Source organism: Pseudomonas fluorescens, assembly GCF_000968015.1.
In the GTDB taxonomy this organism is placed as follows: Bacteria; Pseudomonadota; Gammaproteobacteria; order Pseudomonadales; family Pseudomonadaceae; genus Aquipseudomonas; species Aquipseudomonas fluorescens_W.
Window position 1 is genome coordinate 24,574 of the sequence record NZ_LACH01000073.1, and the last position, 25,207, is coordinate 49,780.

General features: G+C 57.5%; 33 protein-coding genes. 22 read left to right on the plus strand and 11 right to left on the minus strand.

Going from position 1 to position 25,207, the window contains the following annotated elements; all coding sequences use genetic code 11:
- The first annotated feature begins 162 nt into the window (after positions 1-162).
- From VD17_RS28170 to VD17_RS28205, 8 genes are read left to right on the plus strand one after another with little or no spacing between them, the layout of a single operon-like run.
- Complete coding sequence (locus tag VD17_RS28170; protein ID WP_046056685.1) at positions 163-1,182, plus strand: phage protease; 1,020 nt, start codon at positions 163-165, stop codon at positions 1,180-1,182.
- Between the two features lie 8 nt (positions 1,183-1,190).
- Positions 1,191-1,559, plus strand: a complete 369-nt coding sequence (locus VD17_RS28175) for a head decoration protein (RefSeq protein ID WP_046056686.1) — start codon at positions 1,191-1,193, stop codon at positions 1,557-1,559.
- 12 nt (positions 1,560-1,571) lie between these two features.
- A complete protein-coding gene (locus tag VD17_RS28180; RefSeq protein WP_046056687.1) occupies positions 1,572-2,552 on the plus strand; it encodes a major capsid protein in 981 nt (326 codons plus the stop codon).
- 3 nt (positions 2,553-2,555) lie between these two features.
- Positions 2,556-2,987: a gp436 family protein gene (locus tag VD17_RS28185; RefSeq protein WP_046056688.1), complete on the plus strand. Its 432-nt coding sequence runs from the start codon at positions 2,556-2,558 to the stop codon at positions 2,985-2,987.
- Positions 2,987-3,475, plus strand: coding sequence for a Gp37 family protein (locus VD17_RS28190; RefSeq protein WP_046056689.1), 489 nt, complete (start codon positions 2,987-2,989; stop codon positions 3,473-3,475). The genes VD17_RS28185 and VD17_RS28190 overlap by 1 nt, the downstream gene beginning before the upstream one ends.
- Positions 3,472-3,705, plus strand: a complete 234-nt coding sequence (locus tag VD17_RS28195) for a hypothetical protein (RefSeq protein ID WP_046056690.1) — start codon at positions 3,472-3,474, stop codon at positions 3,703-3,705. Before VD17_RS28190 ends, VD17_RS28195 begins: the two co-directional genes overlap by 4 nt.
- A gap of 6 nt (positions 3,706-3,711) precedes the next feature.
- Complete coding sequence (locus VD17_RS28200) at positions 3,712-5,136, plus strand: phage tail sheath subtilisin-like domain-containing protein (RefSeq protein WP_046056691.1); 1,425 nt, start codon at positions 3,712-3,714, stop codon at positions 5,134-5,136.
- Complete coding sequence (locus VD17_RS28205) at positions 5,137-5,661, plus strand: phage major tail tube protein (RefSeq protein ID WP_046056692.1); 525 nt, start codon at positions 5,137-5,139, stop codon at positions 5,659-5,661.
- Between the two features lie 261 nt (positions 5,662-5,922).
- Here the strand turns inward: VD17_RS28205 and VD17_RS28210 are convergent, their stop codons facing one another.
- The 4 genes from VD17_RS28210 to VD17_RS28225 all read right to left on the minus strand — a co-directional run bounded on the left by VD17_RS28210 (position 5,923) and on the right by VD17_RS28225 (position 9,241).
- Positions 5,923-6,636, minus strand: coding sequence for a hypothetical protein (locus VD17_RS28210; protein WP_259674602.1), 714 nt, complete (start codon positions 6,634-6,636; stop codon positions 5,923-5,925).
- Positions 6,637-6,737: 101 nt separating this feature from the next.
- On the minus strand, positions 6,738-7,160 hold the full coding sequence (locus VD17_RS28215; RefSeq protein ID WP_046056731.1) for a hypothetical protein: 423 nt from the start codon (positions 7,158-7,160) through the stop codon (positions 6,738-6,740).
- A 64-nt stretch (positions 7,161-7,224) separates the two neighbouring features.
- On the minus strand, positions 7,225-8,490 hold the full coding sequence (locus tag VD17_RS28220; RefSeq protein ID WP_046056694.1) for a phospholipase D family protein: 1,266 nt from the start codon (positions 8,488-8,490) through the stop codon (positions 7,225-7,227).
- Positions 8,491-8,665: 175 nt separating this feature from the next.
- Entirely contained in the window at positions 8,666-9,241 is a 576-nt protein-coding gene (locus VD17_RS28225; protein WP_052962764.1) for a hypothetical protein, read from the minus strand.
- A gap of 1,117 nt (positions 9,242-10,358) precedes the next feature.
- Here VD17_RS28225 and VD17_RS28230 point away from each other — a divergent pair.
- Positions 10,359-10,727, plus strand: coding sequence for a DUF6124 family protein (locus VD17_RS28230; RefSeq protein ID WP_046056695.1), 369 nt, complete (start codon positions 10,359-10,361; stop codon positions 10,725-10,727).
- 97 nt (positions 10,728-10,824) lie between these two features.
- Here the strand turns inward: VD17_RS28230 and VD17_RS28235 are convergent, their stop codons facing one another.
- From VD17_RS28235 to VD17_RS28245, 3 genes are all read right to left on the minus strand, one after another.
- Positions 10,825-11,262: a hypothetical protein gene (locus tag VD17_RS28235; RefSeq protein WP_052962766.1), complete on the minus strand. Its 438-nt coding sequence runs from the start codon at positions 11,260-11,262 to the stop codon at positions 10,825-10,827.
- Position 11,263: 1 nt separating this feature from the next.
- Entirely contained in the window at positions 11,264-11,467 is a 204-nt protein-coding gene (locus VD17_RS28240) for a hypothetical protein (RefSeq protein ID WP_046056696.1), read from the minus strand.
- Positions 11,468-11,542: 75 nt separating this feature from the next.
- On the minus strand, positions 11,543-11,836 hold the full coding sequence (locus VD17_RS28245; protein ID WP_046056697.1) for a hypothetical protein: 294 nt from the start codon (positions 11,834-11,836) through the stop codon (positions 11,543-11,545).
- Positions 11,837-11,970: 134 nt separating this feature from the next.
- On the opposite strand from VD17_RS28245, the gene VD17_RS28250 reads away from it, so the two are divergent.
- Positions 11,971-12,285 carry a phage tail assembly protein gene (locus VD17_RS28250; RefSeq protein ID WP_046056698.1) on the plus strand — a complete coding sequence of 105 codons (315 nt, stop codon included), beginning with the start codon at positions 11,971-11,973 and terminating at the stop codon, positions 12,283-12,285.
- A gap of 59 nt (positions 12,286-12,344) precedes the next feature.
- On the opposite strand, the gene VD17_RS28255 is transcribed toward VD17_RS28250, so the two are convergent.
- Positions 12,345-12,605 carry a hypothetical protein gene (locus VD17_RS28255; protein ID WP_046056699.1) on the minus strand — a complete coding sequence of 87 codons (261 nt, stop codon included), beginning with the start codon at positions 12,603-12,605 and terminating at the stop codon, positions 12,345-12,347.
- A gap of 18 nt (positions 12,606-12,623) precedes the next feature.
- On the opposite strand from VD17_RS28255, the gene VD17_RS28260 reads away from it, so the two are divergent.
- The 5 genes from VD17_RS28260 to VD17_RS28280 are packed head-to-tail and all read left to right on the plus strand — an operon-like array spanning position 12,624 to position 18,026.
- Positions 12,624-15,368: a phage tail tape measure protein gene (locus VD17_RS28260; RefSeq protein ID WP_046056700.1), complete on the plus strand. Its 2,745-nt coding sequence runs from the start codon at positions 12,624-12,626 to the stop codon at positions 15,366-15,368.
- Positions 15,368-16,249 carry a phage tail protein gene (locus tag VD17_RS28265; RefSeq protein WP_046056701.1) on the plus strand — a complete coding sequence of 294 codons (882 nt, stop codon included), beginning with the start codon at positions 15,368-15,370 and terminating at the stop codon, positions 16,247-16,249. The genes VD17_RS28260 and VD17_RS28265 overlap by 1 nt, the downstream gene beginning before the upstream one ends.
- Positions 16,249-16,455 carry a tail protein X gene (locus VD17_RS28270; protein ID WP_046056702.1) on the plus strand — a complete coding sequence of 69 codons (207 nt, stop codon included), beginning with the start codon at positions 16,249-16,251 and terminating at the stop codon, positions 16,453-16,455. Before VD17_RS28265 ends, VD17_RS28270 begins: the two co-directional genes overlap by 1 nt.
- Entirely contained in the window at positions 16,443-17,474 is a 1,032-nt protein-coding gene (locus VD17_RS28275) for a phage late control D family protein (protein WP_046056703.1), read from the plus strand. Before VD17_RS28270 ends, VD17_RS28275 begins: the two co-directional genes overlap by 13 nt.
- A gap of 18 nt (positions 17,475-17,492) precedes the next feature.
- Entirely contained in the window at positions 17,493-18,026 is a 534-nt protein-coding gene (locus VD17_RS28280) for a phage baseplate assembly protein V (protein ID WP_046056704.1), read from the plus strand.
- On the opposite strand, the gene VD17_RS28285 is transcribed toward VD17_RS28280, so the two are convergent.
- Positions 18,023-18,925 (minus strand): hypothetical protein, encoded by a 903-nt coding sequence (locus tag VD17_RS28285; RefSeq protein WP_052962767.1) that lies wholly within the window; start codon positions 18,923-18,925, stop codon positions 18,023-18,025. The two genes, VD17_RS28280 and VD17_RS28285, sit on opposite strands and share 4 nt — an antisense overlap.
- Before the next feature lie 51 nt (positions 18,926-18,976).
- Entirely contained in the window at positions 18,977-19,408 is a 432-nt protein-coding gene (locus tag VD17_RS28290; protein WP_185753245.1) for an FmdB family zinc ribbon protein, read from the minus strand.
- 116 nt (positions 19,409-19,524) lie between these two features.
- Here VD17_RS28290 and VD17_RS28295 point away from each other — a divergent pair, with 116 nt between their 5' ends.
- From VD17_RS28295 to VD17_RS28320, 7 genes are all read left to right on the plus strand, one after another.
- Positions 19,525-19,896, plus strand: coding sequence for a GPW/gp25 family protein (locus VD17_RS28295; RefSeq protein ID WP_259674603.1), 372 nt, complete (start codon positions 19,525-19,527; stop codon positions 19,894-19,896).
- Positions 19,880-21,001 (plus strand): baseplate assembly protein, encoded by a 1,122-nt coding sequence (locus VD17_RS28300; RefSeq protein WP_046056707.1) that lies wholly within the window; start codon positions 19,880-19,882, stop codon positions 20,999-21,001. The genes VD17_RS28295 and VD17_RS28300 overlap by 17 nt, the downstream gene beginning before the upstream one ends.
- A complete protein-coding gene (locus VD17_RS28305) occupies positions 20,994-21,539 on the plus strand; it encodes a phage tail protein I (protein WP_046056708.1) in 546 nt (181 codons plus the stop codon). Before VD17_RS28300 ends, VD17_RS28305 begins: the two co-directional genes overlap by 8 nt.
- Positions 21,539-22,483 carry a glycine-rich domain-containing protein gene (locus VD17_RS31330; RefSeq protein WP_052962768.1) on the plus strand — a complete coding sequence of 315 codons (945 nt, stop codon included), beginning with the start codon at positions 21,539-21,541 and terminating at the stop codon, positions 22,481-22,483. Before VD17_RS28305 ends, VD17_RS31330 begins: the two co-directional genes overlap by 1 nt.
- Positions 22,484-22,596: 113 nt before the next feature.
- Positions 22,597-22,797 carry a Com family DNA-binding transcriptional regulator gene (locus VD17_RS31960; protein WP_080932090.1) on the plus strand — a complete coding sequence of 67 codons (201 nt, stop codon included), beginning with the start codon at positions 22,597-22,599 and terminating at the stop codon, positions 22,795-22,797.
- A complete protein-coding gene (locus VD17_RS28315; RefSeq protein ID WP_046056709.1) occupies positions 22,758-23,609 on the plus strand; it encodes a DNA cytosine methyltransferase in 852 nt (283 codons plus the stop codon). The genes VD17_RS31960 and VD17_RS28315 overlap by 40 nt, the downstream gene beginning before the upstream one ends.
- A gap of 141 nt (positions 23,610-23,750) precedes the next feature.
- Positions 23,751-24,863, plus strand: coding sequence for a DNA alkylation repair protein (locus tag VD17_RS28320; RefSeq protein ID WP_046056710.1), 1,113 nt, complete (start codon positions 23,751-23,753; stop codon positions 24,861-24,863).
- Between the two features lie 49 nt (positions 24,864-24,912).
- Here VD17_RS28320 and VD17_RS28325 read toward each other — a convergent pair whose 3' ends face one another.
- Positions 24,913-25,128 (minus strand): DUF4287 domain-containing protein, encoded by a 216-nt coding sequence (locus tag VD17_RS28325; protein WP_046056711.1) that lies wholly within the window; start codon positions 25,126-25,128, stop codon positions 24,913-24,915.
- Positions 25,129-25,207 lie beyond the last annotated feature (79 nt).

The window sequence follows — 25,207 nt, forward strand, 5'->3', positions numbered from 1 at the left end:
CTATCACATCACGCTCCTTGAAAGTGCCCATTCGACACTCAGAGCTTGATCATCGCATCCGCAATAATCAGCACCAAGAACAACCCTATAAACCCGATTAAAAGCCCGAACTCATCGAGCACCTGAAACTGTGCGCATCATCTCCTTTACAGCGCGCCTCCCATGAAACCCCTCCACATCTTCAAACCCGGCACCCACACCGCCATGTGCGGCGCCAGCTTCAACTTCACCGAATCCGACCTAACCGCCACCGTCGCCGCCTACAACCCCTCGCTCCACGAAGCCCCCATGGTCATCGGCCACCCCCAGCACGACGCCCCAGCCGCCGGCTGGATCAAATCCCTGTCGTCCACCGCCCAAGGCCTAATCGCCGAACCCCAACAAGTCGACGCCACCTTCGCCGAGCAAGTCGCCAAGGGCAGCTACAAAAAAATCTCCGCGTCCTTCTACCACCCAGACGCCGCCAACAACCCCGTGCCCGGCGTCTACTACCTGCGCCACGTCGGCTTCCTCGGCGCGCAACCACCATCGGTGAAAGGCCTACGCCCCATCGAACTGGCGGACGGCGAACAAGGCGTCATCGAATTCAGCGACCACGGCCACTACCTCAGCGCCGACCTCTGGCGCCGCTTCCGCGAATGGCTCATCGGCCAATTCAACAAAGACACCGCCGACCAGGTCGCGCCCTCGTGGGCCATCGACAGCCTCGCCGAAACCGCCAGCCAGCCAGAACAGCCCCTGCAAACCGCCTTCTCAGACCCCACCCAAACCACACAGGTCACCCACATGCCCGAGCAAGACACCGCCGCCCTGGAGGCAGAAAACAAACGCCTGAAGGCCGACATCGCCCAGCGTGATAGCGCGGCTCGCATGGCTGCGCAAAGCGCCATCCACACCGCCAGCGTCGACTACGCAGAGAAGCTGGTCGCGGCAGGCATGAAGCCCGTTCACGCGCCAACAATCATCGCCGCACTGGATTACGCAGAGTCGAGTGACACGCCCCTGGAGTTCGGCGAAACCGACGCTCGCCAACCCTTGAGCGAAGGCCTCAAAGCCCTCTTCAAAGACCTGGCTGGCGGGATCAACTTCGCCGAAGTCGCCACCAAATCCCGCGCTGACGACACCACCAAACCAGCCACCAACCCCTTACTCGCCGACGCCGAAGCACGCGCCCAACGATAGGAGTCACCATGGCCACATACACCCAACCCAAAGACCTGGGCGACTTATTGCTGGTCGAAGTCAGCCCCGGCTGGACCCGCGCCAAAGTCACGCTACTGGTCGGCACCCACTACCCGCTAGGGCAAGTGCTGGCCAAGGTCGCCGGCAAATACCAACTACTGGATCCAGCAGGCACCGGCCCAGCGAAGAAAGCCGCCGCCGTACTGGCCGAACCCATCGACGCCACCGCAGGCGACCAACCAGGCATCGTGATCGCCCGCGGCGCCGTCTTGGCCTTGGCCGAACTCGCGTGGCCCGCCGGCATCACCGAAGCCCAAAAAACCACCGCCCTCGACGAACTCAACACCCTGGGCATCGTCCCCCGCGCCACCCTTTAACCGGAGCTCTCCATGAACCTGCAAGACCTGTTCAGCGTCGCCAACCTTACCGCCGCAGTGAACAAACTCCCGGTCATGCCCGGCAAGGTCGGCGCCATGGGGCTGTTCGACGAAAAAGGCGTGACCAGCACCACCGTCATCATCGATGAACGCGAAGGCCGGCTGGTGCTCGTGCCCAACACCTCGCGCAACGACGACCCGGCCCCCATCAACGGCAACAAACGCAAACGCCGCACCTTCGAAACCCTGCACCTGCCCATCAACCGGCCGCTGCTGCCCAGCCAGTTGCAAGGCATCGCCGCATTCGGCCAGGAAAGCGCCACCGCGCCCATCGCCACCGTCATCAACGACCACCTGCAAGACCTCAAAAACAGCATCGAAGCCACCCGTGAGTTTCAGCGTGTCGGCGCCTTGCGCGGCAAGTTGCTCGACGCCGACGGCGAGACCATGTTCGACCTCTATAAGGAGTTTGAAGTCAGCCAAAAGAAAATGACCGTCACCCTCAGCGCCGCGGGCACGAATGTGCGCAAGGCCTGCCTCGACGCCAAACGCCATTCCGAATCCAAGCTGGGCGGCGTCATGGTTACCGGCTTCCGCGCACTGTGCGGGCCGGATTGGTTCGACGCGCTCATCGACCACGAAAAGGTCAAAGCCGCATTCGCCAACTACCAGGAAGCCCAAGACCGTCTCGGCGGCGACATGCGCACCGGCTTCACCTTCGGCGGCATCGAGTTCATCGAATACGACGTCACCGTCAGCGGCCAGCGCTTCATCCCGGCCGACATCGCCCAGGTCTTCCCCATGGCCCGCGGTGTCTTCCGCCTGTTCAACGCCCCGGCCAACTACAACGAAACCGTCAACACCCTGGGCCAGCCGTTCTACAGCAAGGCCGAGCCGCGCAAGATGGGCAAAGGCTGGGACCTCGAAGCGCAAGCCAACCCGTTGGCCATGTGCTTGTTCCCAGAAGCGCTGGTCGAGCTGAAGGCGGGTTGACCCATGCGCTACTGCACCCGCGCCGACCTCGGCCACGCCATCCCGCAGATGACGTTGATTCAGCTCTCCAACGATGACCCGGCCGCCACGCAGCCCAACGAAAGCGTCATCGACGACGGCGTGCGCCACGCGCAAGAACTGGTCGATGGCTACCTGCGCGGGCGCTACCACCTGCCGCTCGACCCGGTGCCCACCATGTTGCGTGATGCCGTGGTGTACCTGGCGCGGCACTGGCTGTATCAACGCCGACCCGAAGGCGCGTTGCCCGACGCCGTAAAAGACAGCCGCAAAGACACCCTAAAACTGCTGGAAAACATCCGCGACGGCGTCGTCACCCTAGGTCTGGCCACAGGTCACGCCGCGCCGGAACCGGGCGAGATCCGTGTGCGCTCACGCCCTCAACAATTCAGCGCCGACACGTGGGAACGCTACTGATGACCCAGGTGATCCCTAAAACCCAAACCGAGCAACTGATGGACGCCGTGCTCGCAAAACTGCAGCACGACGTCGGCCACGAACTGATGGTCGAGTTGTTCCCCGAAAACCCGCTGCAATACCGCCTCAACCACCCACGTGGTGCCGTCTTGCTCGCCTATGGCAAATCAACGTTTGGCGGCACCGAAAGCACCGACGCCATCGTTCAAGCGCGCAACGTGGTGCTGCGCCTCACGCTGATCTTTCGCCAGCTCAACGGCACCGCCGGCGTAATCAGCTACCTCGACCGCATCCGCGCCTGCCTCACGGGGTGGTATCCGCCAAACGCTGATCAAGCCTGTCGCCCACTGTCCGAGCAGTTCATCGGCCACCAAAACGGCGTGTGGCAGTACGCCCAGGACTTCGCCACCCGCACCACGCAACTGCAATTCATGCCTCCCGAGCAAGGGCCGCTGCTTAAACACGCTGCATTCGAGGAACACCCATGAACCTTGCCCGTTACCTCTACACCGGCCCGCAAAGTGCCGCCTCCCTGCACGTGGGCGACACCGCCGAGCCACTCGACGTCCAGCTGCTGCCAGGCAAGCCCGTCGGGCTGCCGGCCGATCACGAATACACCGTCGTGCTGTTAGCGCTCAAACACCTGGCACCGCTACCGGCCCACGCAAAGCCGGCCAACAAATCCGCTGTCGCGTCTCTAAAACCAGAGAAGGAATAAACGCCCATGCCAGCCAACTATCTGCACGGCATAGAAACCACCGAAGTCGAGCGCGGGCCTCGTCCTGTTCGGGTAGTCAAATCGGCGGTCATCGCCTTGGTCGGCACCGCGCCGATCGGGCCCATCAATGAGCTGACCTTGTGCTTGAACGACACCCACGCCGCCCAATTCGGCGCGCATCAGAGCGGCTTCAGCATCCCCGAAGCGCTGCAGGGTATCTACGATTTCGGCGCCGGTACCGTGCTGGTCGTCAACGTACTCGACCCGGCGATCCACAGCGCCAAGGTCACGGACCAACCCCAGCAGTTCGCCGACAACGATCTATTGCAACTGGCACACGGCGCGCTGCAAACGCTGCACATCAAGTCCGCGGACGGCTCGGTCACCCACCGCCAAGGCTCCGACTACACCGCGAATTTACTCACCGGCCACGTCAGGCGCCTGGCCACCGGCAGCATCGCCGCCAACGCCCAGATCAAGGCCGACTACACCCACGCCGACCCCAGCCAAGTCACCCCGGCCGACATCATCGGCGGCATCACCCTCGCGGGGCGGCGCACCGGCTTAAAGGCGTTTCAAGACAGCTACAACCAGTTGGGCTTCTTTCCCAAAATCTTCATCGCCCCAGGTTTCAGCACCTTAAAGGCAGTCACCGCCGACCTGGCCATCTCGGCCGGCCAGGTCAGTGGCGTGGCCTACGTCGATGCCCCCATCGGTGCCACCGTGCAACAAGTGCTGGCTGGACGTGGGCCGTCCGGTGCCATCAACTTCAACACCAGCAGCGACCGGGTCCGACTGTGCTATCCACACGTCAAGGTCTACGACGCCGCCACCAACGGCGAGCGCCTGCAACCCCTGTCTATCCGCGCCGCCGGCCTGCGCGCCAAAGTCGACAACGACCACGGCTACTGGTGGAGCAGCTCCAACCAACCGCTGCTGGGCGTCATCGGCCTGGAACGACCACTCACCGCACGCATCGACGACGCCACCAGTGAGGTCAACCTGCTCAACGAAAACGGCATCACCACCGTCTTCAACTCCTATGGCACCGGCCTGCGTCTATGGGGCAACCGCACCGCGGCATGGCCCAGCGTCACCCACATGCGCAACTTCGAAAACGTGCGCCGCACCAAAGACGTCGTCGACGAATCCATCCGCTACAGCGCGCTGCAATTCGTCGACCAGCCCATCACCACCTCACTCATCACCAGCATCACCGAAAGCGTCAACCTGTTCCTGCGCAAACTCATCGGTGACGGCGCCTTGCTCGGCGGTGAATGCTGGTACGACCCGGCCCGCAACCCACAAACCGAACTGGAACAGGGCCACGCACTGTTCAACTACAAACTCACCGTGCCGCTGCCGTTTGAACGGGGCACCTTTGAAACCGAAATTACCGGGGATTACCTGGTCAACCTGGGGGCCGCATAAATGGCAGGCTTTAGCGCACATCGCATTTCCAACGCGAACGTTTATCTAGATGGCAGTAGCTTCTTTGGCAAGTGTGAAGAGATTGATTTGGGCACCATCAAAACCGTGATGAGCGACTTTCAGGGGCTGGGCATGGTCGGGCTGATTGAGCTGCCGGATGGGATCGACAAGCTGGAAGGGAAAATCACCTGGAACAGCCTGTACTTTGAGGCGGCCAAGAAGTTGGTGACGCCGTTCAAGAGCGTGCAGCTGCAATGTCGGTCGAACGTTCAGGTGTTCAATAATGGGGGGCTGGTGAACGAGATTCCGCTGGTGACGACCATGACCATTACGGGTAAGGAGTATCAGCTGGGCACGCACAAACCACGAGATCCGACGAAGTACGAGACGCCGTTTTCGGCCACCTATGTGCGGCAGATGATTAACGGGGGTGAGGTGGTGTTGTTGGATTACCTCGCCAACATTTTTCGAGTGGGGGGTGAGGATCAGTTGGCTAGGTACAACAAAAATCTAGGAATTTCTTAGGTATGAAAAGACGCAAATCTGTACGAGGTTTGCTCGTAGCAAAGCAGAATGATAGAATCCTTCCGTCATCTACGCTCCAGGCCGTCCGGTTCGCTGAATCCAACACGTTGGACACCGATCTGGCATGTGTGGTCCCAGTAGCTAGGAAAACTCCGAAACAAATGTTTCAGTGCAGTGATCCTTTCTATTGACGCAGCGGGTGGAACATTGCGATAGGTGCATAAAAGCGGAAATCAATTAATTGGTTTCCGCTTTTTTTTGCTAGTAATAATCGTTCATGAACATATTCAGATGTGTGGTTTTCGTCACATCCCTCCACTCGCAATGGCAATTTTGGAAAGAGCCTTTGATGGATGGGTTTTTCCCCGGGCCTCGCGTGACGTTGAAGTGCCGCTGGATATCAGCAACTCTTCTACCGAATCGAAATGTGAAATTCAGCTCGCAAGAGAGCGCGTGCGGATCTCCCGTGGCAGGAAGACTGTGATGCTCTGTGCCATATTCGAAGTGTTTGTCATCATCGTCGATGAAGTAGCGCGTCGAGTAGCTAGACTTGCGCCTAGGTTTTCGCCGCTGCTTAAGCAGCACAAACAACGCCTTGGTCTCTTCAACGAAGGTCGGAGCTTGGGTGCGTAAACGCACGAGCTCAACCAAATCACGCCACTCCGCGGCATCGAAATTGCGTTCAGGTAACAATGACGCCTGCTGATTTTGACCGTTCAATACTTCAATACAAAACGCTGAGAACGTGCTGAGCAGGCGATTAATCTTCTGGACCAGGTAGCTCTCGGCATTTTCTACTCGAGACGGAATTCCCACCCGATGTATAAAGAGCGCTGTGCGGGTAAATGCCAGGCATGCGCCGCAACGGTCATCTCCTATCACAAGCAGTGCATCACTCGTGCTGGATTTACTGTGAAAATAGCGTTCTAGGTTTGGTTCCCGGATGAGATCAGGCGCTCCCAATTCCAAGGTCAAAGCCCCTCCTGGAAAATTCGAAGGCGCAGTGATTTTGTTGCGAAGCTTCAAGAACTCACGTCTGAGAAATTCATTCCCTGTGGCCAGTCCGATGAACACTCTCATGGTTGTTTGAATAGCTTCGCAAGCACCGACACAGGAATGTTGATCTTCTCCAGATCCTCTACATCGAGCTTACTCAGGATATTCAGCAAGGCGATTGCGTCATTTTGCACAGGGGCGATTTCTGAAGGGGCGGCTTCCTGCGCTGGCTCAGGATCAACTTCAAATTCGTAATTGACGTCAGGTGGCACCAAACCGATTTTGGCTCGATGAACTGGGTGCGTAATCACTTTATAGGTAGCGGCATCGGACGTTCGCCCCACAAAAGCTTTCAGCGTCTCCCCATTCAGCTCGGTCCGGTAATCCACCCCTTGCTCTGCAAAAATTACAGGTAGGTTACTCAGCAATAGCGGCCTTTGGTTGGCATCCCAGTAGGCTCGGGTAGCGGCCTGCAGGGTTTTAACAAACGGTGTGAGTTCCATGATTTCTTCCATAAATAAATCAGTCGGCCAAGATACAGCCGATTGGCTAGATGTTGCACCCCATTCAGGTCGCTCGCACGTCAAAACCAAGAAACCGCAACGCCTTAGCCATGCGACCGTTTATCGGCGGCGCCTGCTCGGGCTTAAGCGTCCCAACCAATTCCAACGCACAGAAACGACCGAAAGCACCCAATTTGTACTTCTGGTCATACAGCACGGCACAGATGCGTTCTGCAAAGTTTTCAGTGCCATGCACCAAGTAAATCAACGAATTTTGCACCCGCAACAGATCACCTTGGTTCAGCGTCCAAAATTTCGTCGGTAACGCTTCTTCGCCGCCCTTAGTAAAACGCAGCTGCTGCTTGAAAGCATGCACACAAATTAAGGCATGGGCTAACTGGTCATGATCGCTGGCCCTTATGCTTTCGGGCGTAGCCATAACCCGTCGCAGCTCTGCCAACAATTGAAAGTAATCATCTGGGATATGCGGGCTCGTCGTTGCTACCCATTGCTCTGCAAGGCACCCGACCATATTCCGCCGTTCCGCCTCAAGTTGCTGTGGCGCCTCCTGCCACGACGCCTCACCGACGGCATGTTCAAGACGCACCCAGTTCAGAAAGCGGTTCGTCTCGACCTCTAAACCCAGTTCCGTAAATTCGGGCCGGCGCAACCCTCGGTCACGAAGCACATCAGAAACCTCTGTGAAGGCGTGTCTGTAGTTCTCGTTCGATTTCTGCAAATCACTTAGATAATACTGTTGTGCCGATTTGTGCCCGCTACCGGAAAGTACAGTGTGGGGCTCCACATCACGCAACACCTGGAATGGCGCATCCGGGTTGCCCAATCGGGACGCCTTTTCCCACGCGTCCTTGAACTGCTTAAACACCTCATTCGTCAGCACTTCGGCACTGTCCCAGACCTGCGCGAAAAACAACTCAATATCGAGAATGCGGTCTTCATCACCTGGTTGGTCAAGCACAAGGACGGCCTCTCGGTTGCTGGCCATTCCGCCCTCAGTGAGATTGGCAGATCCAAGCATGACCACACCGTCGAAGAGAAACACTTTGGCGTGGAAACCATCCGTGAAGTAGCGCACTAAGCAGTTGGAAGCATCGAGAACGCGACGCAGCGCCGAAGGGTTGGTGATCTTATTAAGCCCCACCAATAGCTCGACTTTTGCCCCGCGGGCTGCTGCCTGCAATATTTCCGTATCACGATTGAAGTACGGCACAGCGATTCTAATTTTGGACGCCGTCGCCATATGGGCTGAGTACGGGCGCAGAACTTGGTCCTGTCCAGGGCTATTGGTGTAGATGCCGGAATTTGTCATCAATGACGCCCTATGAAAGTGAGGGGTGCTCAAGCCAGTAGCCGTCTGCTAACAGATCGATTGAGTGCTCGGGTGATTAGTAGCTGTTGGCGGAGCAATGTTATGCGCGGCCCAATCGGCAGCGAACTGTCGGATGGATTGGCCACCGCAGAGAGTGTCAAGATCAGAATAATGTTTAAGGCGTCGCCGCGTTGCTCTTGTAGTGCTCTCTGAGAGCCTCATTGCCGGAGAGAACCTCCAACATTATTTGCATCATCAGGATTGGACCTGGTGTGATTTCATCAGGGTTGATGTCGCGTCCGTCAAAGTCCGGGTCAGTTTCGATCTCGACATTGACGATCCACCAGATCTCAATCTTTCGCATCAAATTCATGACGTCTTGCATTCTTTCCCTAAGCGCAAGGTTTTTGCCCGCCAGAACAACCTCTGGCAACTCATGAGCTAACGAGTTGCGTAATTGCCTGAGCTGGTCAAAGACATCAATATCGCCCTGATCAATTGCTTCCGCATCCTTAAGCCATACCAGTGATGCGTAAATAGGGCTTTTGTTAAGCGCGAGAACTTTTCGCTTATAATCTGGTGAGGTGGTTATTCCATCTTCAGTAAAACCGATGCAAAAGAAATCCTTTAACCGATCAACAATGGACGCCTTAAGCATTTCATAGGCCGTTATGTAAAGTGATGCAGAAATCAATCGTTCCTGCATTACAGCGGGAGTGAGTAAATCCTCCCATTGCTTTTCCACAGTCATATCGTGCTCACAGTTCAGATTTTATACGGGGTTCGGTACGCGTTGAGGGTAGCCCGCATGGTGCTAGAAACAAGGCAATGCGGTCAAAATAGATCATAGGGACGCGGCCACCGAATGGCCCATCGGGCGGGGCTCCACAGACACCGCTGACAGCAATTGCCACACCTGGTGCCTTTAACCAAGCTTCTGGTGCCCATTCCAATAAATATCAGAGACCACCTGGATTTGGCAGCGTGCTCACCGCCGTAGGACGCGTATTCAATGACACTCAGTGTGAGATCGTGAGGCTACAACCCTCATCGCAAATGCCTACAGCAACAAAAGAATCCCCCGGCTGCGCACCTCTCAGCCCACCAGTATCTTATCCCGGTCACCGCACGCAGTGACCAAGCTGAGCAGCCCGTAGCACGTGAAGTTGTACGTGCCTCTTTGATAGGACAGGCAGCTCCATGCCTGATGTTGATGGTAACTGTACGCCGGGTGCCCTCGGGCAAACCGGCATTGCAAAGCTCCTACTCGGTCCCATTACCGGCGTACAGTTACCATCTTTTTTCACCCCCGCACGGTTCCCTTAAAAGGGAGCGCCATAGCGATCAGCGTCATCCCCATCAGCCGGTGACCAATCCGGCATCCGCCTACCAAAACCTCTTCAAAAACACTACGTCGCCACGCGAGTCCGGCAGGATTTAAAGCGGCCAGCGGGTAACGTCGCGCCCGCGGAAAAATGTCGGACGCTTCCTTGATCTTCGGAAAGCTTTCACGCGTTTAACGTACGCGTTTAAAGACACCCGTTGTTACGTCATAACGGCTACAACACCTTGCGTCGTTACCTACGCGTGCGCCAGAATTCGCCGGCTTGTGCGCCTTGGGCCTGGGCTCTATCGTTTACCTGCCACTGCCCATCAGTGGTCGGGTTTAGTAGCCCATAGGTTTTTGGTGAGGTGCATGAGTTCCATTCAGTCAGGTCATTCTATTCCTGCACTTAATGGTGGTTGTGCGTAGGGCGCCCTTGGGCGCGCCGGTTTTTGCCAATTCCTCCGGTCTACTAACCTGCGTACAGCCGCCACCTTTCTTTTAGTAGAGAACGGTTGCGGCCTCACTTCAGGAATTGATCAATATGTTCAAGGTTACGCCCAACCCCCCGAATGCCAGTCCGGTACCCTACGACGTCTTTCGTGATCTTGACCCCAAGAAAATGAAAGAGGCGGCCGACCGCGCACTCAGCTTCTACCTCAACCCCGGGGCGTCGAAAACGCAGATACCGCCCCGCAAGGCCAGTGCCATTTTCACCATCGACGCAGCGGTGGATGACGAAACGTTGCTCGTCGAGGCCTGCGAATCGTTGGCAGCAGCCAGCGCCATAGTCAACGATCTCACCGACTTAACGGACGGCCCACGACGCCAAACGATGCTGGTGCTGCAACGGGTCATCATGTTGGGTGAGTTAGCGGTCAATCGCGTACTGGATAACCACAAGCCTGGGTAGTAGCCAGGCGGGTAGCGAGGGCGCTTGCGCCCTCGCTATAAAAGAACCACTCAATGGTCGCTACTGCAACCATAGCCAGCCTAACGCTAGGCTGGGCTTAGGAAGTTGCCCATTCGGTCGCGGCTTTGGCGCCAAAAACAACGGCTTTACTTAAGAAGTCAGACGCGAGCTCTTTGACCTTTCCGGTCAACCCTTCCTTCGTTGCACTGATCAACTCATCCCCCAAGGAAGTGCCTTTGTTTTCAAGGGCAGAAGGTAGTGCGTTGAGCAATTCCAAAGCGCGAGCAGTTAACGAGCAATTCAAAACCGTGCCATTGCTTACAGTGTTTCCCCTGCTCAGGTAGCCATGATCACCCAGCCACATAACGGTTGAGGTAAAAAATCGCAGGTCGAGAAATCGAGGAGCGTCAGAAGCAATCATCTGGTCAGCAAAGTCGTGAGCAGAGAGTTCAACGGGGACCGGAAACTCCTCATAAAGCTTGGCGAAAATTGCGCCAGCCAATGCGTTAAAACGCTCAATATTGGGTGCCGACACGCTAAACCTCCTGCTTTTTCTGTTTCGTAACACCGCCCACGTAGGCGCGCAAATGGACCCTTGCTGCGCTGATGGGGTTAAGCCCGCGAAGCTCCGTATAACGCTGGCTCTCATCAGGTAACGATACCGTCAATGTGTCGCCAAATACGCTGTACAGTGCGGTGTATTGCACACCGTCGATTTCAATAGTGAGTTCGTCTTCCATTACTGTCTCTGATCTTCTCGCTTTAGTTCATGAAGGGGCGCTCGTTCCCATAGAACCGGGAACGAGCGCATGCAATCAGTTCGTTTTTAAGCAGTCTGGCAAGCTGTTAAACATTTCCAAGCCATAGCTGGTCACTACGTATTCGTGTTCTCCACGGATAAGCTCTTCATCCTTAAGCCACTGAATACAGTCGTTTAAAAATGCCTCCTCAGCCGCAGGGATGTAGTAGAAAGATTCAGGGTCTGTCTCGCCTTGTGGGAAGCCAAAATCTTCCGGCCCGATGCCTCTGTACACCGGGCAAGCGTCGATTAACAAGCTCATTACTTTATCAATCAGATCGTTAAATTTTTCTCTGTTTGACTCACTCATAAATCCATTTTCCTTGTGTTTTCGGGTCTGGTTAACAGGTTCTAATGCAACCCGGATCCTCTCTTTAAATCCGATTAAAAGCCAGCATCGACGCCAAGCGACATCATCAGGGCTCTCAACCCGGAGCCTCCACAATGGCCGACGCACTCAGCTTCACCCTCAAATTCCCCTTCAACAGTGCCAGCGGCGAGCTGATCTCGACGCTGCCCATCAAACGCCTCAAACGCAAAGACATCAGCGCCGCTCAAGCCGTGACCAAAGAAGAAGGCGCCATGGAAGACATGCTGGTGGCCAAGATGCTGGGCATCACCCTGGAAGACCTCGGCGAGTTCGACATTGCCGACTCGTCGTTAGCCACCGAGGTGTTGCGGGAAATGGCAGCCGGTAGAGCCATTGCTGCAGTCCTGGGACGAAGCACTGCTGCTGGTGCTGAGCATGCAGCCGTCTGAAATTGCCCGGCTCGACATGGTCGAGTACTGGCGCTGGGTAGACGTGTGCAAGCGCGAGATCAATCGCCGGATCGAACTCGCCGAGCAATCGAGTAGCTGACCACCGTCACCAAGCCAACCACAAGCCCCGCCAGCAACGCGCCGCCCGCAGCAATAGGGGCGGCCGCCAGGGCCAGCAGCGGCAGCGCCAAACAAAACACCAGCACCGCCGCCCACACCGGCAAGTGAACCAGGCACAGCCAGGCAAGCCAGATCACACCGGCACCAATGGCCAGTGCATAGAGAAGCTTGGCGGTGCGTAAAGCGGCTTTTTCAAACATGCCCAAAGCGTAGCAACTATGGCTAACGAAGTCCTCGTCGGGTTAAAAATTGGAGCCGTTGTCTCTGGCAGCTTGAACGCCGCCTTCGGTTCGGCCAAATCGACCGTGCAGCAATTAGGTCGCGCCGTGGATGGGCTGGCGATCAAGCAACAGCAGATCGGCCACGAGCTGTCGGCGTCGTTGGCCCGTGGCGGCACGGGTGTCGAGCGCTTGCGCCGCCACTACGAAGCGGTGGGCAACACCCTTGATCAGCTCAAGGTTAAACAGGATCGCCTCACTGCCAGCATCGCCCGCGGTGAAACCCTGAAAACCAAACGTGGTGAATTGCGCGGCCAGGCCATGGAAGTGGCCGGCACCGGGGCGGCGTTGGGCGCGCCGATTTTTCAGTCGATGAAAACAGCCGTCGACTTCCAGGACCAGACCCGCGACATCGCCATCACCGGTGGCTTCGACCAGGCGCAAGAAGCCAATCTCAGCCATGTGATGCGCGGGGCCGCGTTGAGGTGGAATCAGACGCAAACCGAGGTCGCCAATGGCACGGCCATATTGATCGCGGGCGGCATTGCCAGCGCAAAAGAGCTGGCCGCCTACGCACCCGTCATGGCCAAAACCGCCACAGCCACCCGTGCCAGCATGAATGACTTGGGCTCAGTGGCCATCTCGCTCAACGACAACCTGGGCATTGGCGCCGCAGGCCTGGAGCGGTCCATGAACATGCTCGCGTTCGCGGGCAAAAGCGGCCAGTTCGAACTCGCCGACATGGCCAAATGGCTGCCGCAGTTAACACCCCAGTTTGCCGCCTTGGGCATTACCGGGGAGCGTGCCGTTGCCGAGATCGGTGCGTCCTTGCAGATCGCTCGTCGCGGGGCTGGCAGCAATGATGAGGCAGCCAACAACTTCAAAAACTTCCTCTCAAAGATCACCGCCCCCGAGACGCTCAAGTCATTTGAAAAGGCTGGCATCGATCTGAAAGGCAGCATGAAGAACCTGGTCAGCGAAGGCTTTTCGCCTGCAGAGTCGATGATCAAAATCCTCACCGCACACCTCGGCACAAAAGCCCCGGCCGCAGCTGCCGAGTACGGCAAGGCGCTGGACATTAAGGACGAGCAAGAACGACACATCGCACTGGCCCGGCTGGATGAAGCCTACAAACTCGGCGCGTTGTTCGCTGACCAGCAAGTCTTGTCATTTGTCCGCCCCGCATTGGCCAACCAAAAAGACCTGGGCGACATCAAGCAAGGCAGCAAAAGCGCCGCGGATAAAGGCGTGCTGGATCAGGACTGGGTCAAGCGCATGGGCAGTTCTAAAGAGCAACTGAAAGAACTGCGCAACAACCTGACAGACATCGGCATCTCGGTAGGCAACGCTTTGCTCCCCGCGATTGTCGACGTCAGCCGTGCAGTGGTCCCGCTCATGCGGTCGTTCTCGACCTGGGCAGAGCAAAACCCTGAACTCATCAGGGGCGTGGTGGGCCTGGTCGGCGGTCTGTTACTGGGCAAAATGGCCTTCATCGGCGTTGCTTATGGGGCCAACCTGGTCATGTCACCCTTTGTCGCCATGACCCGCACCATCACCACACTCTCTGCCAAATGGACGCTGCTGCAGGGGATGTGGCAGATGGGCAAGTTCACGCCACTGATCACCGGCCTAAGCCGCGTCGGCGGTGGTATGCGCACGGTGGCCAGGTACGGCGGGTTGTTCTTGCGCGGCCTGACCACCGCCTTGGGCGCACCGCTGATGATCATCGCCCGCGGTGGTGTGTTACTGGGCAAGATCCTGGGCGGTACCTTGTTGTTCGGGTTGAGACTCGCCGGGCAGGCTGTCCTATGGCTGGGTAGAGCCTTGATGATGAATCCCATCGGTCTGCTGATCACTGGCATCGCGGCGGCGGCGTACTTGATCTATCGCCATTGGCAGCCGATCAAAGCGTTCTTTAACGGCTTGTGGCAAGAGGTGAAAGTCGGCTTCAGTGGCGGCCTGTCGGGCATCCTCGCAGTATTGGTCAACTTCTCCCCGTTAGGCTGGATCTATCGCGCCTTTGCCAGCGTGATGAGCTACTTCGGCATAGAGCTACCGGGCAAGTTCACCGAGTTCGGCGGCATGCTGATCACGGGTCTGGTCAATGGCATCAGCAACATGGCCGGTGCCCTCAAAGACAGCATCGTGGGCATCGGGTCATCCGTTAAAGGCTGGTTTACCGAAACCCTCGGCATACAGTCGCCCAGCCGCGTGTTCATCGGCTACGGCGCCAACATCAGCGAAGGCGCCGCCATTGGCATCAGCGCTCAGGCAGGTCTGGTACACAAGGCCGCACTCGAGATGGCCGCGCAATCAAGCGTCGACTTTGCCCCGCCAAACACCCTCGGCATACAGTCGCCCAGCCGCGTGTTCATTGGCAACGGCGCCAACATCAGCGAAGGCGCCGCCATTGGCATCAGCGCCCAGGCAGGTCTGGTACACAAGGCCGCACTCGAGATGGCCGCGCAATCAAGCGTCGACGTTGCCCCGCCAAACCCGGCGCAGGTCTCCAAGGCAAGCATGTTGGGCAGCGCTCGGGGTACATCCCCAAGTGCAGGCCCTAGTGCGGCGGGCCAAGTGAATTTCCATTTCTCACCTCAAATCAACGTACCTGCTGGTGCGGACATGGACCCAATCAATCAAGGGTTGCAGGCCAGCTACACCGAATGGATGCGAATGATGGAGCGCTACATCCACGACCAGCGTCGCCGCAGCTATGGCCCATCCAATCAGGGGGGCGTCTGATGTTTGCCATCTTGGGCGATATCGAATTCACCGTGGCCGGCGGCATCAGTGGCATGGAACAAAGCGGCTCGGCCGACTGGGCAGAGCACGCACGTATCCAGGGCAAGCCCTTGCTGGAATGGATCGGTGAAGGGCTCGATGAATGCACCCTGACCATCGAACTGCACCCGGTGCTGGGCAACCCAGAGCAGCGCTTGAGGGCGCTGCGCCAGGCCAAAAGTCAGCATCAACCGCTGGCGTTTGTGATGGGCAGCGGCGAGTACCTGGGGGCCTACGTCATCACCCAAATGTCCAATGCAATTCGTCGTGCAACGGCCGTGGGCCAGATCAAGGCGGCCACGGTTCAACTGAGTCTCAAGGAATACACCGGGGCATTTACGCGCAAAGTCGCCCGGCCGGGCCTGCTCGATTCTGCCGTGAACGGTACATCGGCAGCCGCCGCCGGCAAGCCCGGTCTGATCTCGCGGCTGATGCCCACGCCCAGTACCGTCCAAGCGGTGATCGGTCACGCAAAAACAGCCGGCAATATCCTCAAGGCTGGCCAGAATGTGTATCAGGCAATCAAGAGCGGCAACGCCTCGATCGTCCTCGGCCAAGTTCCACAGTTGTTAGGCGTCACAGCCCGAGCCATAGCACCGCTGCAAGGGCTGAATTCAGCCGCCGGGTTACTCGAAGACGGCGCCGACCTGTCGCAATGGGCTGAAAGCGTAGTGGGCAGTGTGATGGGCGCTCGATCAGCCCTCAATCCGGTCGACCTGGGCAACATCATCGACCGGTTCACGTCATCTCACGAGTCGCTCGACCAGGCGCTCACCACACTACACAGCGCCCGTACCCGGCTGGCGGGGTTGGCAGGCCAAGTCTTGACGAGGAAGGCTTGATGTTTATCACCCATGTCACCACCGAAGGGGAACGTTGGGATCAGTTGGCCTGGCGTTACTACGGCGATGCTCATCGCTATTTACCGATCGTTCAAGCCAACCCTCAGGTGCCGATCACCGCCATCTTGCCGTCGGGCCTGACCCTGGCCATCCCCATACTCGAACCCGTGACCTCCGCTCAGGATCTGCCCCCATGGATGCGATAGTCCCCACGCAGGTGCCGCAAGCGCGCTTCGTGCTGACCTATCAACAGCACAACATCACCCGAAACGTCAGCCAGCATTTGCTCTCGGTGTCCTATGACGACTACCTCACCGGCCAAGCCGACAGCCTGGCCGTCGAACTGGAAGACACCGAAGGCAAATGGCGTGATCAGTGGTACCCAGGCCATGGCGATAGCCTCACCTTGTCCATGGGCTGGGAAGGTCAGCCACTGCGCGCCCTTGGCCGTTTCGAAATCGACGAAGTCGAACTCAACTGCCCACCCTCGACCATCACCATCCATGGCCTGGCCACCGGCATCAAAGCGGCGTTGCGCACACCCTCACACCACGCCTATGAAAACACCACGCTGCAGGCCATCGCCCAACAGATCGCAGCACGCCAAGGCCTGGAGCTGATCGGCACCATCCAACCGATTCGCCTCGACCGGCTGACCCAGCAAGACGCCGACCTGACCTTCCTGCACGACCTGGCGGCCGAGTACGACTACGCCTTCAAAATCACGGGCCATCGCATGGTCTTCCACGCCATCAGCGCGTTAGCCAAAGCGACACCAGTGGCAACGCTGGTACTCCAGGACCTAAGCAATGTGAACCTGCGCGACCAAATCAAAAACGTGCCCCAAGCCGTCGAGGTCAAACACAAAGACCCCGCCACAAAAACACTGGTGGCCTACAAGATCGAAAACGACCAAACCGTCGCGGTACCCAGCAGCATGAGCAAAACCACCACCAGCGGCGACACCCAAAAAAGCCGAAAACGCAGCGCCTCGACCGAAGAATCCAAAGCAAAAGCCCAAGCCGAACTGGCCAAAGCCAACCGCGAACGCACCACCGGCAACTGGTCAGCCATGGGCCGGCCCAACCTGGTCAGCGGCAACGTCGTCACCCTAGTTGCAGCAGGAAAACTCGGTGGCCGTTACCTCATCACATCCTCACAACACCGCATGACCCGCAACGGCTACACCGTAGGCCAATCAGTCAGCCGCGTATCCGCGCCCTGACAATGGAGAATCAAACAGATGGGCGTTGAACTCGAATACGGCGAAGTCAGCGCCGTGGACTATCCCACCTGCCGCATCCGCGTACGCCTGGACGACCGCGACGGCGTCCAGAGCTACTGGCTCAACATCCCCCAGCGCAACACCCAAGGCACACAACGCCGACCGTTGATGCCCGAACTGGGTGAGCAAGTCGCAGTGCTGCTCGATGCTGATGGTGTGGGTGGTGTGTATCTAGGTGGGATCTACTCAACCGCCGAACCACCGCCTGTTGTCGATGAAGACACGGACTATGTGCGATTCAGTGATGGGACGGTTTCGACCTACGACCGTAAGGCCGGGGTGATGACGCTGGATTGTGTGGGGGCTTTGCTGGTGAAGTGCGGGCGCAACATCACGGTTGAGTCGGGTGGGCCTGTGGTGGTGAAAGCGCCTTCAGCAACGCTGGACATCCCGCAGGTCACGTTGAATGGCAACCTGCAGGTGAACGGAGACATTGAGGCAACAGGGATGGTCATGGATTTGGGGGGCAATTCAAATCACCATAAACACTAAAATCCAGGGCCTCTGTCGCTAAATTCCTTCCATTTATCTTTCTTAAATGCAGATTTTAAACTGTCTTGCTGCTTGGTAAGAGTCTTCGACAGATCTGTGCCACTACCAATGCGTTTGAAGTGTTTGATGTCTTTTTCCATGGTGTCTTCTGACACCTGCCAAGCGCCGGCAGGGCCAAGAGCTGAGAGATCAAAATCCTTCTCCACCAAAGCTTGAAGCATTTGGGGGTATCGCTTGTAGTAAAAATCCCATGCGGTCAAAAACTTAACCCGTACAGTCGGGATGGCGTGCGAACGCATGGACGTGTGGATGTCTTTCAAAAAGCGAACCTGATATGGCACGTTTACAGCATAGTCCTCGCCGGGCATTCCCAAATCGAGTGGGTAGATCCCGGCAGCCCATTTGTTCAGCTTTTCTAGGCCGCGATTTAGGTACACAAAATCGAAATCAGAGCTAAACGGCGCGGTTCGGAAAAACTGGTTGTACTTCTGGCAATCCTTACTCATAAAGAGACCCAATGATGGGATTTCTTTCTCTGCGAGGTAGGCAGTGATAAGGGCACCACCAAAGAAGCATTCCACATTTTTCAACTGATAGTGGTTGAAGTCCCCCTGTACTAGAACCGCCCTGAAGAAAATATCTTGCCCCGTGAGTCTATGGTGCAAATCCTCTGCAAATTCTGTGAGCTGCCATACATAGTCTAGCCGCTCGTTGTCAGAGGAAGCGTCTTCCTTGTTGTAAACCAGAATGGTGTCAGAGAAGACGATGGTGCTGTAGCGCGTCTGACGATGTGCGTTTAGCGTGTCCAAGATGGAGTAAACCCGAGCTACCTTCCGGGGCTCGTTGAGGGTCATTTCTTTGAACCCAAGAATGTCAATGTACAGAAGAAATTTGCTCATTCCTTGACCTTGTATGTACTAGAGAGCTTATGCGGATGACCGCTGCAGGGGCTATTCATCACTTACGTTTTGAGGGGCGACAGCCTTGAACTTTGCCGATCCACGCCCCTGATGCTCTGATAAAGGCTCGTCACAATGCCTGAGCACCTCGCCGGTTAGCGGGTCAGTCACAATTTCCAAGTAGCGGTCGTTGTCCTTGTCCAGGACTCGTTCCTTGTTCACATATCGGCCTAAACGGACACTGAGCTCTTGGCCGGACTTAAGATGGAGTCTCAGCTTCTTTTTCCCAGTCAGACTCGGTTGCTTCAGCTTCGCATCAATCATTTCGATGACGGGAGCAACAACGGTGTCTGAAACCTCAAGTTGAATAGTTCGACTCATCGAACCACATTCAGGACAAGGGTCTCGGTCTGGCTCGCTTGCACGTTGATTCAGTTCCGTTCCACAGTCGCCACACTTAACACTTTCGGAATCTACTGGCATTTTGCTTTCCTGTTCGGTCTTGCTTCGATATTAATCTGATATTCGTTGCTTCTGCTTATCTTTAAATGTGATTAAAAGCCGTACCTTTCCGATTCGCACACCATGTGCGCATGACAATGCCCATCCCCCACACCAGCATCACTGCCGCCCACTGGCAGCCCGCACTCGGTACCTCCGGCGAGGTGGTCGAGGGCCTGCGCGATATCGACCAGGCCATCCGCATCATCCTGAGCACGCCCAAGGGCAGCGATCCCCATCGCCCAGAGTTTGGCAGCGACCTACACCTGTACCTCGACTGGCCCAGCAATCGCGTCACGCCACACCTGGTGCGCGAAGCCGTCGACGCGATTCGCCTCTGGGAACCCCGCGTCTCAGTAGCTCAGGTGCAAGTCCAGATCTATGCAGCGCAGATCATCGTGCAGGTGCAATGGCGCGTAGCCGGCGAAGTGTCCCAGTTGACCGAGGTGCCGTATGCGCGAGCTACCTAAACCCGAATTCATCAACATAGACCCCGCCGCGCTAGAGGCCCAACTGATTGCCCGCTACGAACAGAAGTCAGGCAAAACCCTATACCCGGCCCAAATCGAACGGCTATACATCGACCAGATCGCCTACGCGGTGTCCCGATTGCAGATGGGCATTCAGAATGCCGGCGAACAGCTGCTGGTGCGATTCGCCCGCGGCCCGATCCTCGACTACCTCGGCGAACTGGTCGCCACGCCCAGACTGCTGGCACAGGCCGCCCGTTGCACCTTGCGCTTCAGCATGCCCACGGCAGTGACACAGCCACTGCTAATCCCGATCGGCACGCGGGTCAGCACTCAGGATGCCAAGCTGACTTTCATCACAGATCTGAACGTAGTGGTAGCCGTCGGCCAAACACAAGTGAACGCGACCGCGACATGCCTGACCGCCGGCGAACAAGGTAATGGCTGGACCATCGGCCAGATCAGCACGCTTAGCAGCTCACCTGTACCAGGCCTGGCGGCCAGCAACACAACGGTCACGGCCAATGGAATTACGGATGAAGATGACGACCGCTACCGCGAGCGAATCATCCTGGCCCCCGAAGCCTTCAGCAACGCCGGCAGCCGCGCCGCGTATCGCTACCACACGCTGGCCGTTCACCAGTCCATCATCGACGTCGCCGTACATGGCCCAGATGAAGGTCAGCCGGACGGCCACGTCGCGCTGTATCCGCTGACCATCACCGGTTTGCCGACAGACGATCTACTGCAACGCATAAAAGATCAGGTCAGCGGCGAAAAACTCCGTCCACTGTGCGACACGGTCAATGCGTTTTCGCCGACCGAGGTCGGCTATCAGATCAAGGCAAACATCACGTTCTACGCTAACGCAGACCGCAACGGCGCCATGGCAGCCGCGCAAGCCGCCGCACACGCCTATGCAGTCGAATCTCGTGCCGGACTCGGGCGCGATCTGGTGCCAGAACAACTAACCGCGTTGCTTCAAGTTGCCGGTGTGTACCGTGCCGATCTGAAGCTACCGTCAGGCCTGCGCGAGTTGCAAAGCAATGAATGGGCGAACTGCTCATCCATCCAACTGATCGATGCCGGGGTGACCCATGGCTGATCAGCCACTGCCACCCGCATTGGCCGGTGATGAACGCTTTTCGCTCCTCTGTGAGCTGCTCGACCAGGCATTAGCCGACCTCGATCTCAACGTGATGCTGGTTTACCTGATCGACCTGGTGAAACCCTCGCTACTACCGGCGTTGGCCGACCAATTCTCGCTCCTCGACGAAGCAGCCTGGGAGCTGGCCGAATCCGAAGAAGCCAAGCGCAACTTAATCAAAAACGCCGCCGAACTGCATCGTTTCAAGGGCACGCCCTGGGCGATTCGCGAGGTCATCCGTTTGCTGGGCTTCGGTGAGGTCGCCCTCCAGGAAGGGCTAGACGCTCAGCCGGGCGCAGCGTCATCGGCCTGGCCTTTGTACCGGGTCGTTCTAAAACGCGTCATCACCAACGATCAAGCGGTGCTCCTGCGCCGCCTTCTACTGTCCGTCGCCCCGGCACGTTGCCGCCTGGTATCACTCGACTATCAGTCAGTTGCCATTCGCTACAACGCAGTCGCGCGCTACGACGGCCAATACAACCATGGGAGCAGCTAATGGCCGATCTACCCGAATCCCCCGACTGGGCGCCTGGCGTCTACCAACTCGAAACATCCGACCCGGTACTGGGCGGACCCGAAGGCATTACCAACCTACCGGCCAAACAGCTGGCGAACCGGACAAGCTGGCTAAAGAAAAAAATCGATGCATTCCTTGATGGCAGCGGCATTTCCTTTGCCAGCCAGCGTGAAGCAGAGAAAGGGTCTGATACCAACAAGCCAATGAATGCACTCAGAGTGTTCCAAGCGATCGGCGCCAAGGTCGTTCAGGCAACAACAAGTGCACCGGGCATCGCACGGATTGCGACACCCATCATGGTCAGAGCGGGCACCGATGAGCACACGATGGTCACGCCGCAAACGCTCGCAGCCATGTTCCCGTTCCGTGGCCGGATGGTCTATAGCGTGCCTGGGGTATTCACCTGGGACGTACCCACAGGCGTAACCAAAGCATGGGTGGTTGTCATTGGAGGCGGTGGTGGTGGGGCTCGATTTGCATTAATTCCGGGGCCCTCTGGTGGATCGGGTGGAGGGATAGCCAGAAAGCTTTTTGACCTACGCGGCACAACCTCGGTGACGATCACGGTGGGCGCAGGCGGTGCAGGCGCTTTAGTGGATGGAAATAGAGGGGCCGACGGCGGCGCCTCCTCATTTGGCACCGCCTTAGTGGCTACGGGTGGGTCTGGCGGTTTGATCGATGGCAATGCACCACACGGGGGGAAAGGTTTTGGTGGCGATGAGAACCACTGCATAGGGCTTGCCGGCCACGCCATTGGTGCTGCCAACAACAAAGGTTTTCTCGGGGGCGCTGGCGGCGGTGGCGAGTCCGGGCCTACGTGGAATGACAGCCGCAAGCCCCTGACTCCGGGACATGGTGGCGGTGGACGTGGTGGCAGCGCGGCGCCAGATGGCGCAAATGGCCAGGTAACAATTCAATGGTGATGACCATTAAGGTATGAACTTAAAACACAACAGTGGCCGTTGCGTTGGTTGAAGGGAGCTACGCAGTGGCCATGCCCGATCAGGTGTGGCAGACAACGCAAAGGGGCGTAACCATGCAGGAAATCCGCTGTGGCGAATGCCACCGCAAACTCGCCGCCGTCCGCGGCTTCATCGAACTACAAATCAAGTGCCCGCGCTGCCGGACACTCAATCACCTGAAGGCCCCGAGCCTCCTATCCGAATGCCCTGAGCATCTGCCCATAGAAGCGCAGATATGCCCCAGCCCACCATTGGAAGCCTGTTCGCAGGCATAGGAGGTTTTGATGTCGGATTCGAAAACGCAGGCTACCGCACCGCCTGGCAAGTGGAACTCAACCCCGTCAACCGGGCTGTCCTTGCCGATCGATTTCCACACGCCGTCCAGTTCGAAGACGTCCGCCACTGCGGCGCACACAACCTCCGTCCCGTCGACGTCATCACCGGCGGATTTCCCTGCCAAGACATCAGCCTTGCCGGCGCCAGACCCAGCAACAAAGAAACCCGAGGCCTGCGTGGCCAACGCAGCGGCCTATTCTGGGAAGTCATACGAATCCTCAAAGAGACACAACCTCGCTGGGTGGTGCTTGAGAATGTCGTTAACCTGCTCGCTATCAACGATAGCCAAGACTTTGAAACAGTCATCCGGGCCCTTGCGGAATGCGGGTATGTGGGATTCTGGCGAGTGCTTAATGCTCAATATTTCGGAGTCCCCCAGCAACGTCGTCGCGTATTCCTGGTCGCAGGTCATCGACAAATGCCCCCCATGGAGCTGCTGGCTGACGCTGCGCCAGTGGAAGCAATACCTCCAGCGTCTAGCAAGATCGCGTGGCCACGCCCAGCGGATGCATGGGCTGCCAATACTTTATTGGCAAACAAAGCAGGCTCCCAAATCGCTATGGGCTGTACCACTTTCATCGCTCAACCGAACGGATGGCATCAGATGGCTGAGCGGCAGCGAGCGTCTGAAAATGATGGGCTTTGCCTCGGACTGGATGCGTCCAACCTTGCAGAGGCTTTCGCTGCCGGAAACGCCGTCGTTACGCAAATCGCGCAATGGATCGCCGAAAAGCTAATTAAGGCACACTAAAAACCAAGGCAGCAGAGACCACCATCTCCGCTGCCTAACCCCAACGTCTCAGTTTCCGAAATTCCCTTGCACCACACGCAACAAACCTAAACCCCATTTACCTCGCACCAGCCCCCGAGTTTTTCGCGCTCGGCATCACCCATGACCACCCACCAACACTCCCCCGCCCCCGCCCCCGCCCTCAAGGAAATCTTCAACGCCGACCGCCTCCAACACATCGCCACCGAGATGACCGCGGTCTACCCCGAATTCAACGCCAAGGCCTTCCTGAAACTGGCCAACGACGGGCTTGCCGAGTTATCGATCATGCAACGCATGGCCCGGGTCAGCGAGTGCCTGCACGCGGTGCTGCCGTTGAGTTATGAAGAGACGCTTGAGGTGCTGCGCGCCCTCGCTCCGCGCTTGAACAGCGGCTTCGTCAGCATTTCACTACCGCATTACGTCGCGACGTACGGCGCACATGCCTTCGAACAATCCATGGCCGCGCTGAAATTCTTCACCACCTTCGGCTCCTCGGAATTCGCGATCCGCCATTTCCTGCGCAGCGACATCGAACGCTCCCTGGCGGTCATGCACGATTGGTCACTGGACGAAAACGAGCACGTCCGCCGCCTGGCCAGCGAAGGCAGCCGACCGCGCCTGCCGTGGTCGTTTCGACTGGAACAGATTCAGGCTGACCCAACATTGGCGGCGGCGATCCTCGACAACCTCAAGGCCGACGACAGCCTCTACGTGCGCAAGTCCGTGGCCAACCACCTCAACGACATCACCAAGGATCATCCCGAATGGGTGCTGGACCTGATCGAAGGCTGGTCGCTGGACAACAAACACACCGCCTGGATCGCCAAACACGCCCTGCGCAGCCTGATCAAACAGGGCAACCAACGCGCATTGGCAATCATTGGCGCGGGCGGCAAGCCTGAGGTCGAGATCATCGATGTGAAAGTGGAACCGGCGGTGATCCGTCTGGGTGAAAAAATCACCCTGTCCTTCGCCGTGAAATCCACGGTCCAGGACAGTCAGCGACTGGTGATCGACTACGCGATCGATTACGTAAAAGCCAACGGCAGCACGTCGGCGAAGGTGTTCAAGCTCAAGGCGCTGACGCTTCCCGGCAAGGTGACCGAAACCATCGCCCGTAGTCAGCAGATCAAGGAGCTCACCACCCGCAAACACTACGTGGGTAAACACGCCATGCACGTTTTGGTGAATGGGGAGCGCCTGGCCAGCACCTCATTCGAAATTCTCCCTTGAAACACGACCCCTTGTAGGAGCAAAGCTTGCTCGCGATGGCGTCAGATCTCTAGGTGGATGAACTCGCTAAATAATACGCAACCAAAGCATTCGCATGACCATGCCCCATACCATGCTCAGTCTTCAGCCAAGCCACCATTTCCATATGTTTCTTTGCACTCACTGTTCCCAGCAGATCCAGCCAGTGGCTGATTGGCTGGCCATATTTTTTCTCGATTGAGGGGAAGTACGACGCTGGGCCTTTCACTTTTGTATCTTCGGTCATGCTGCAAGCTCCCTTTATCACGACGGAGTGTCGGATAACGCTCCTTGTCGTCATCCCACGAATTGAAGACCAGGACGGC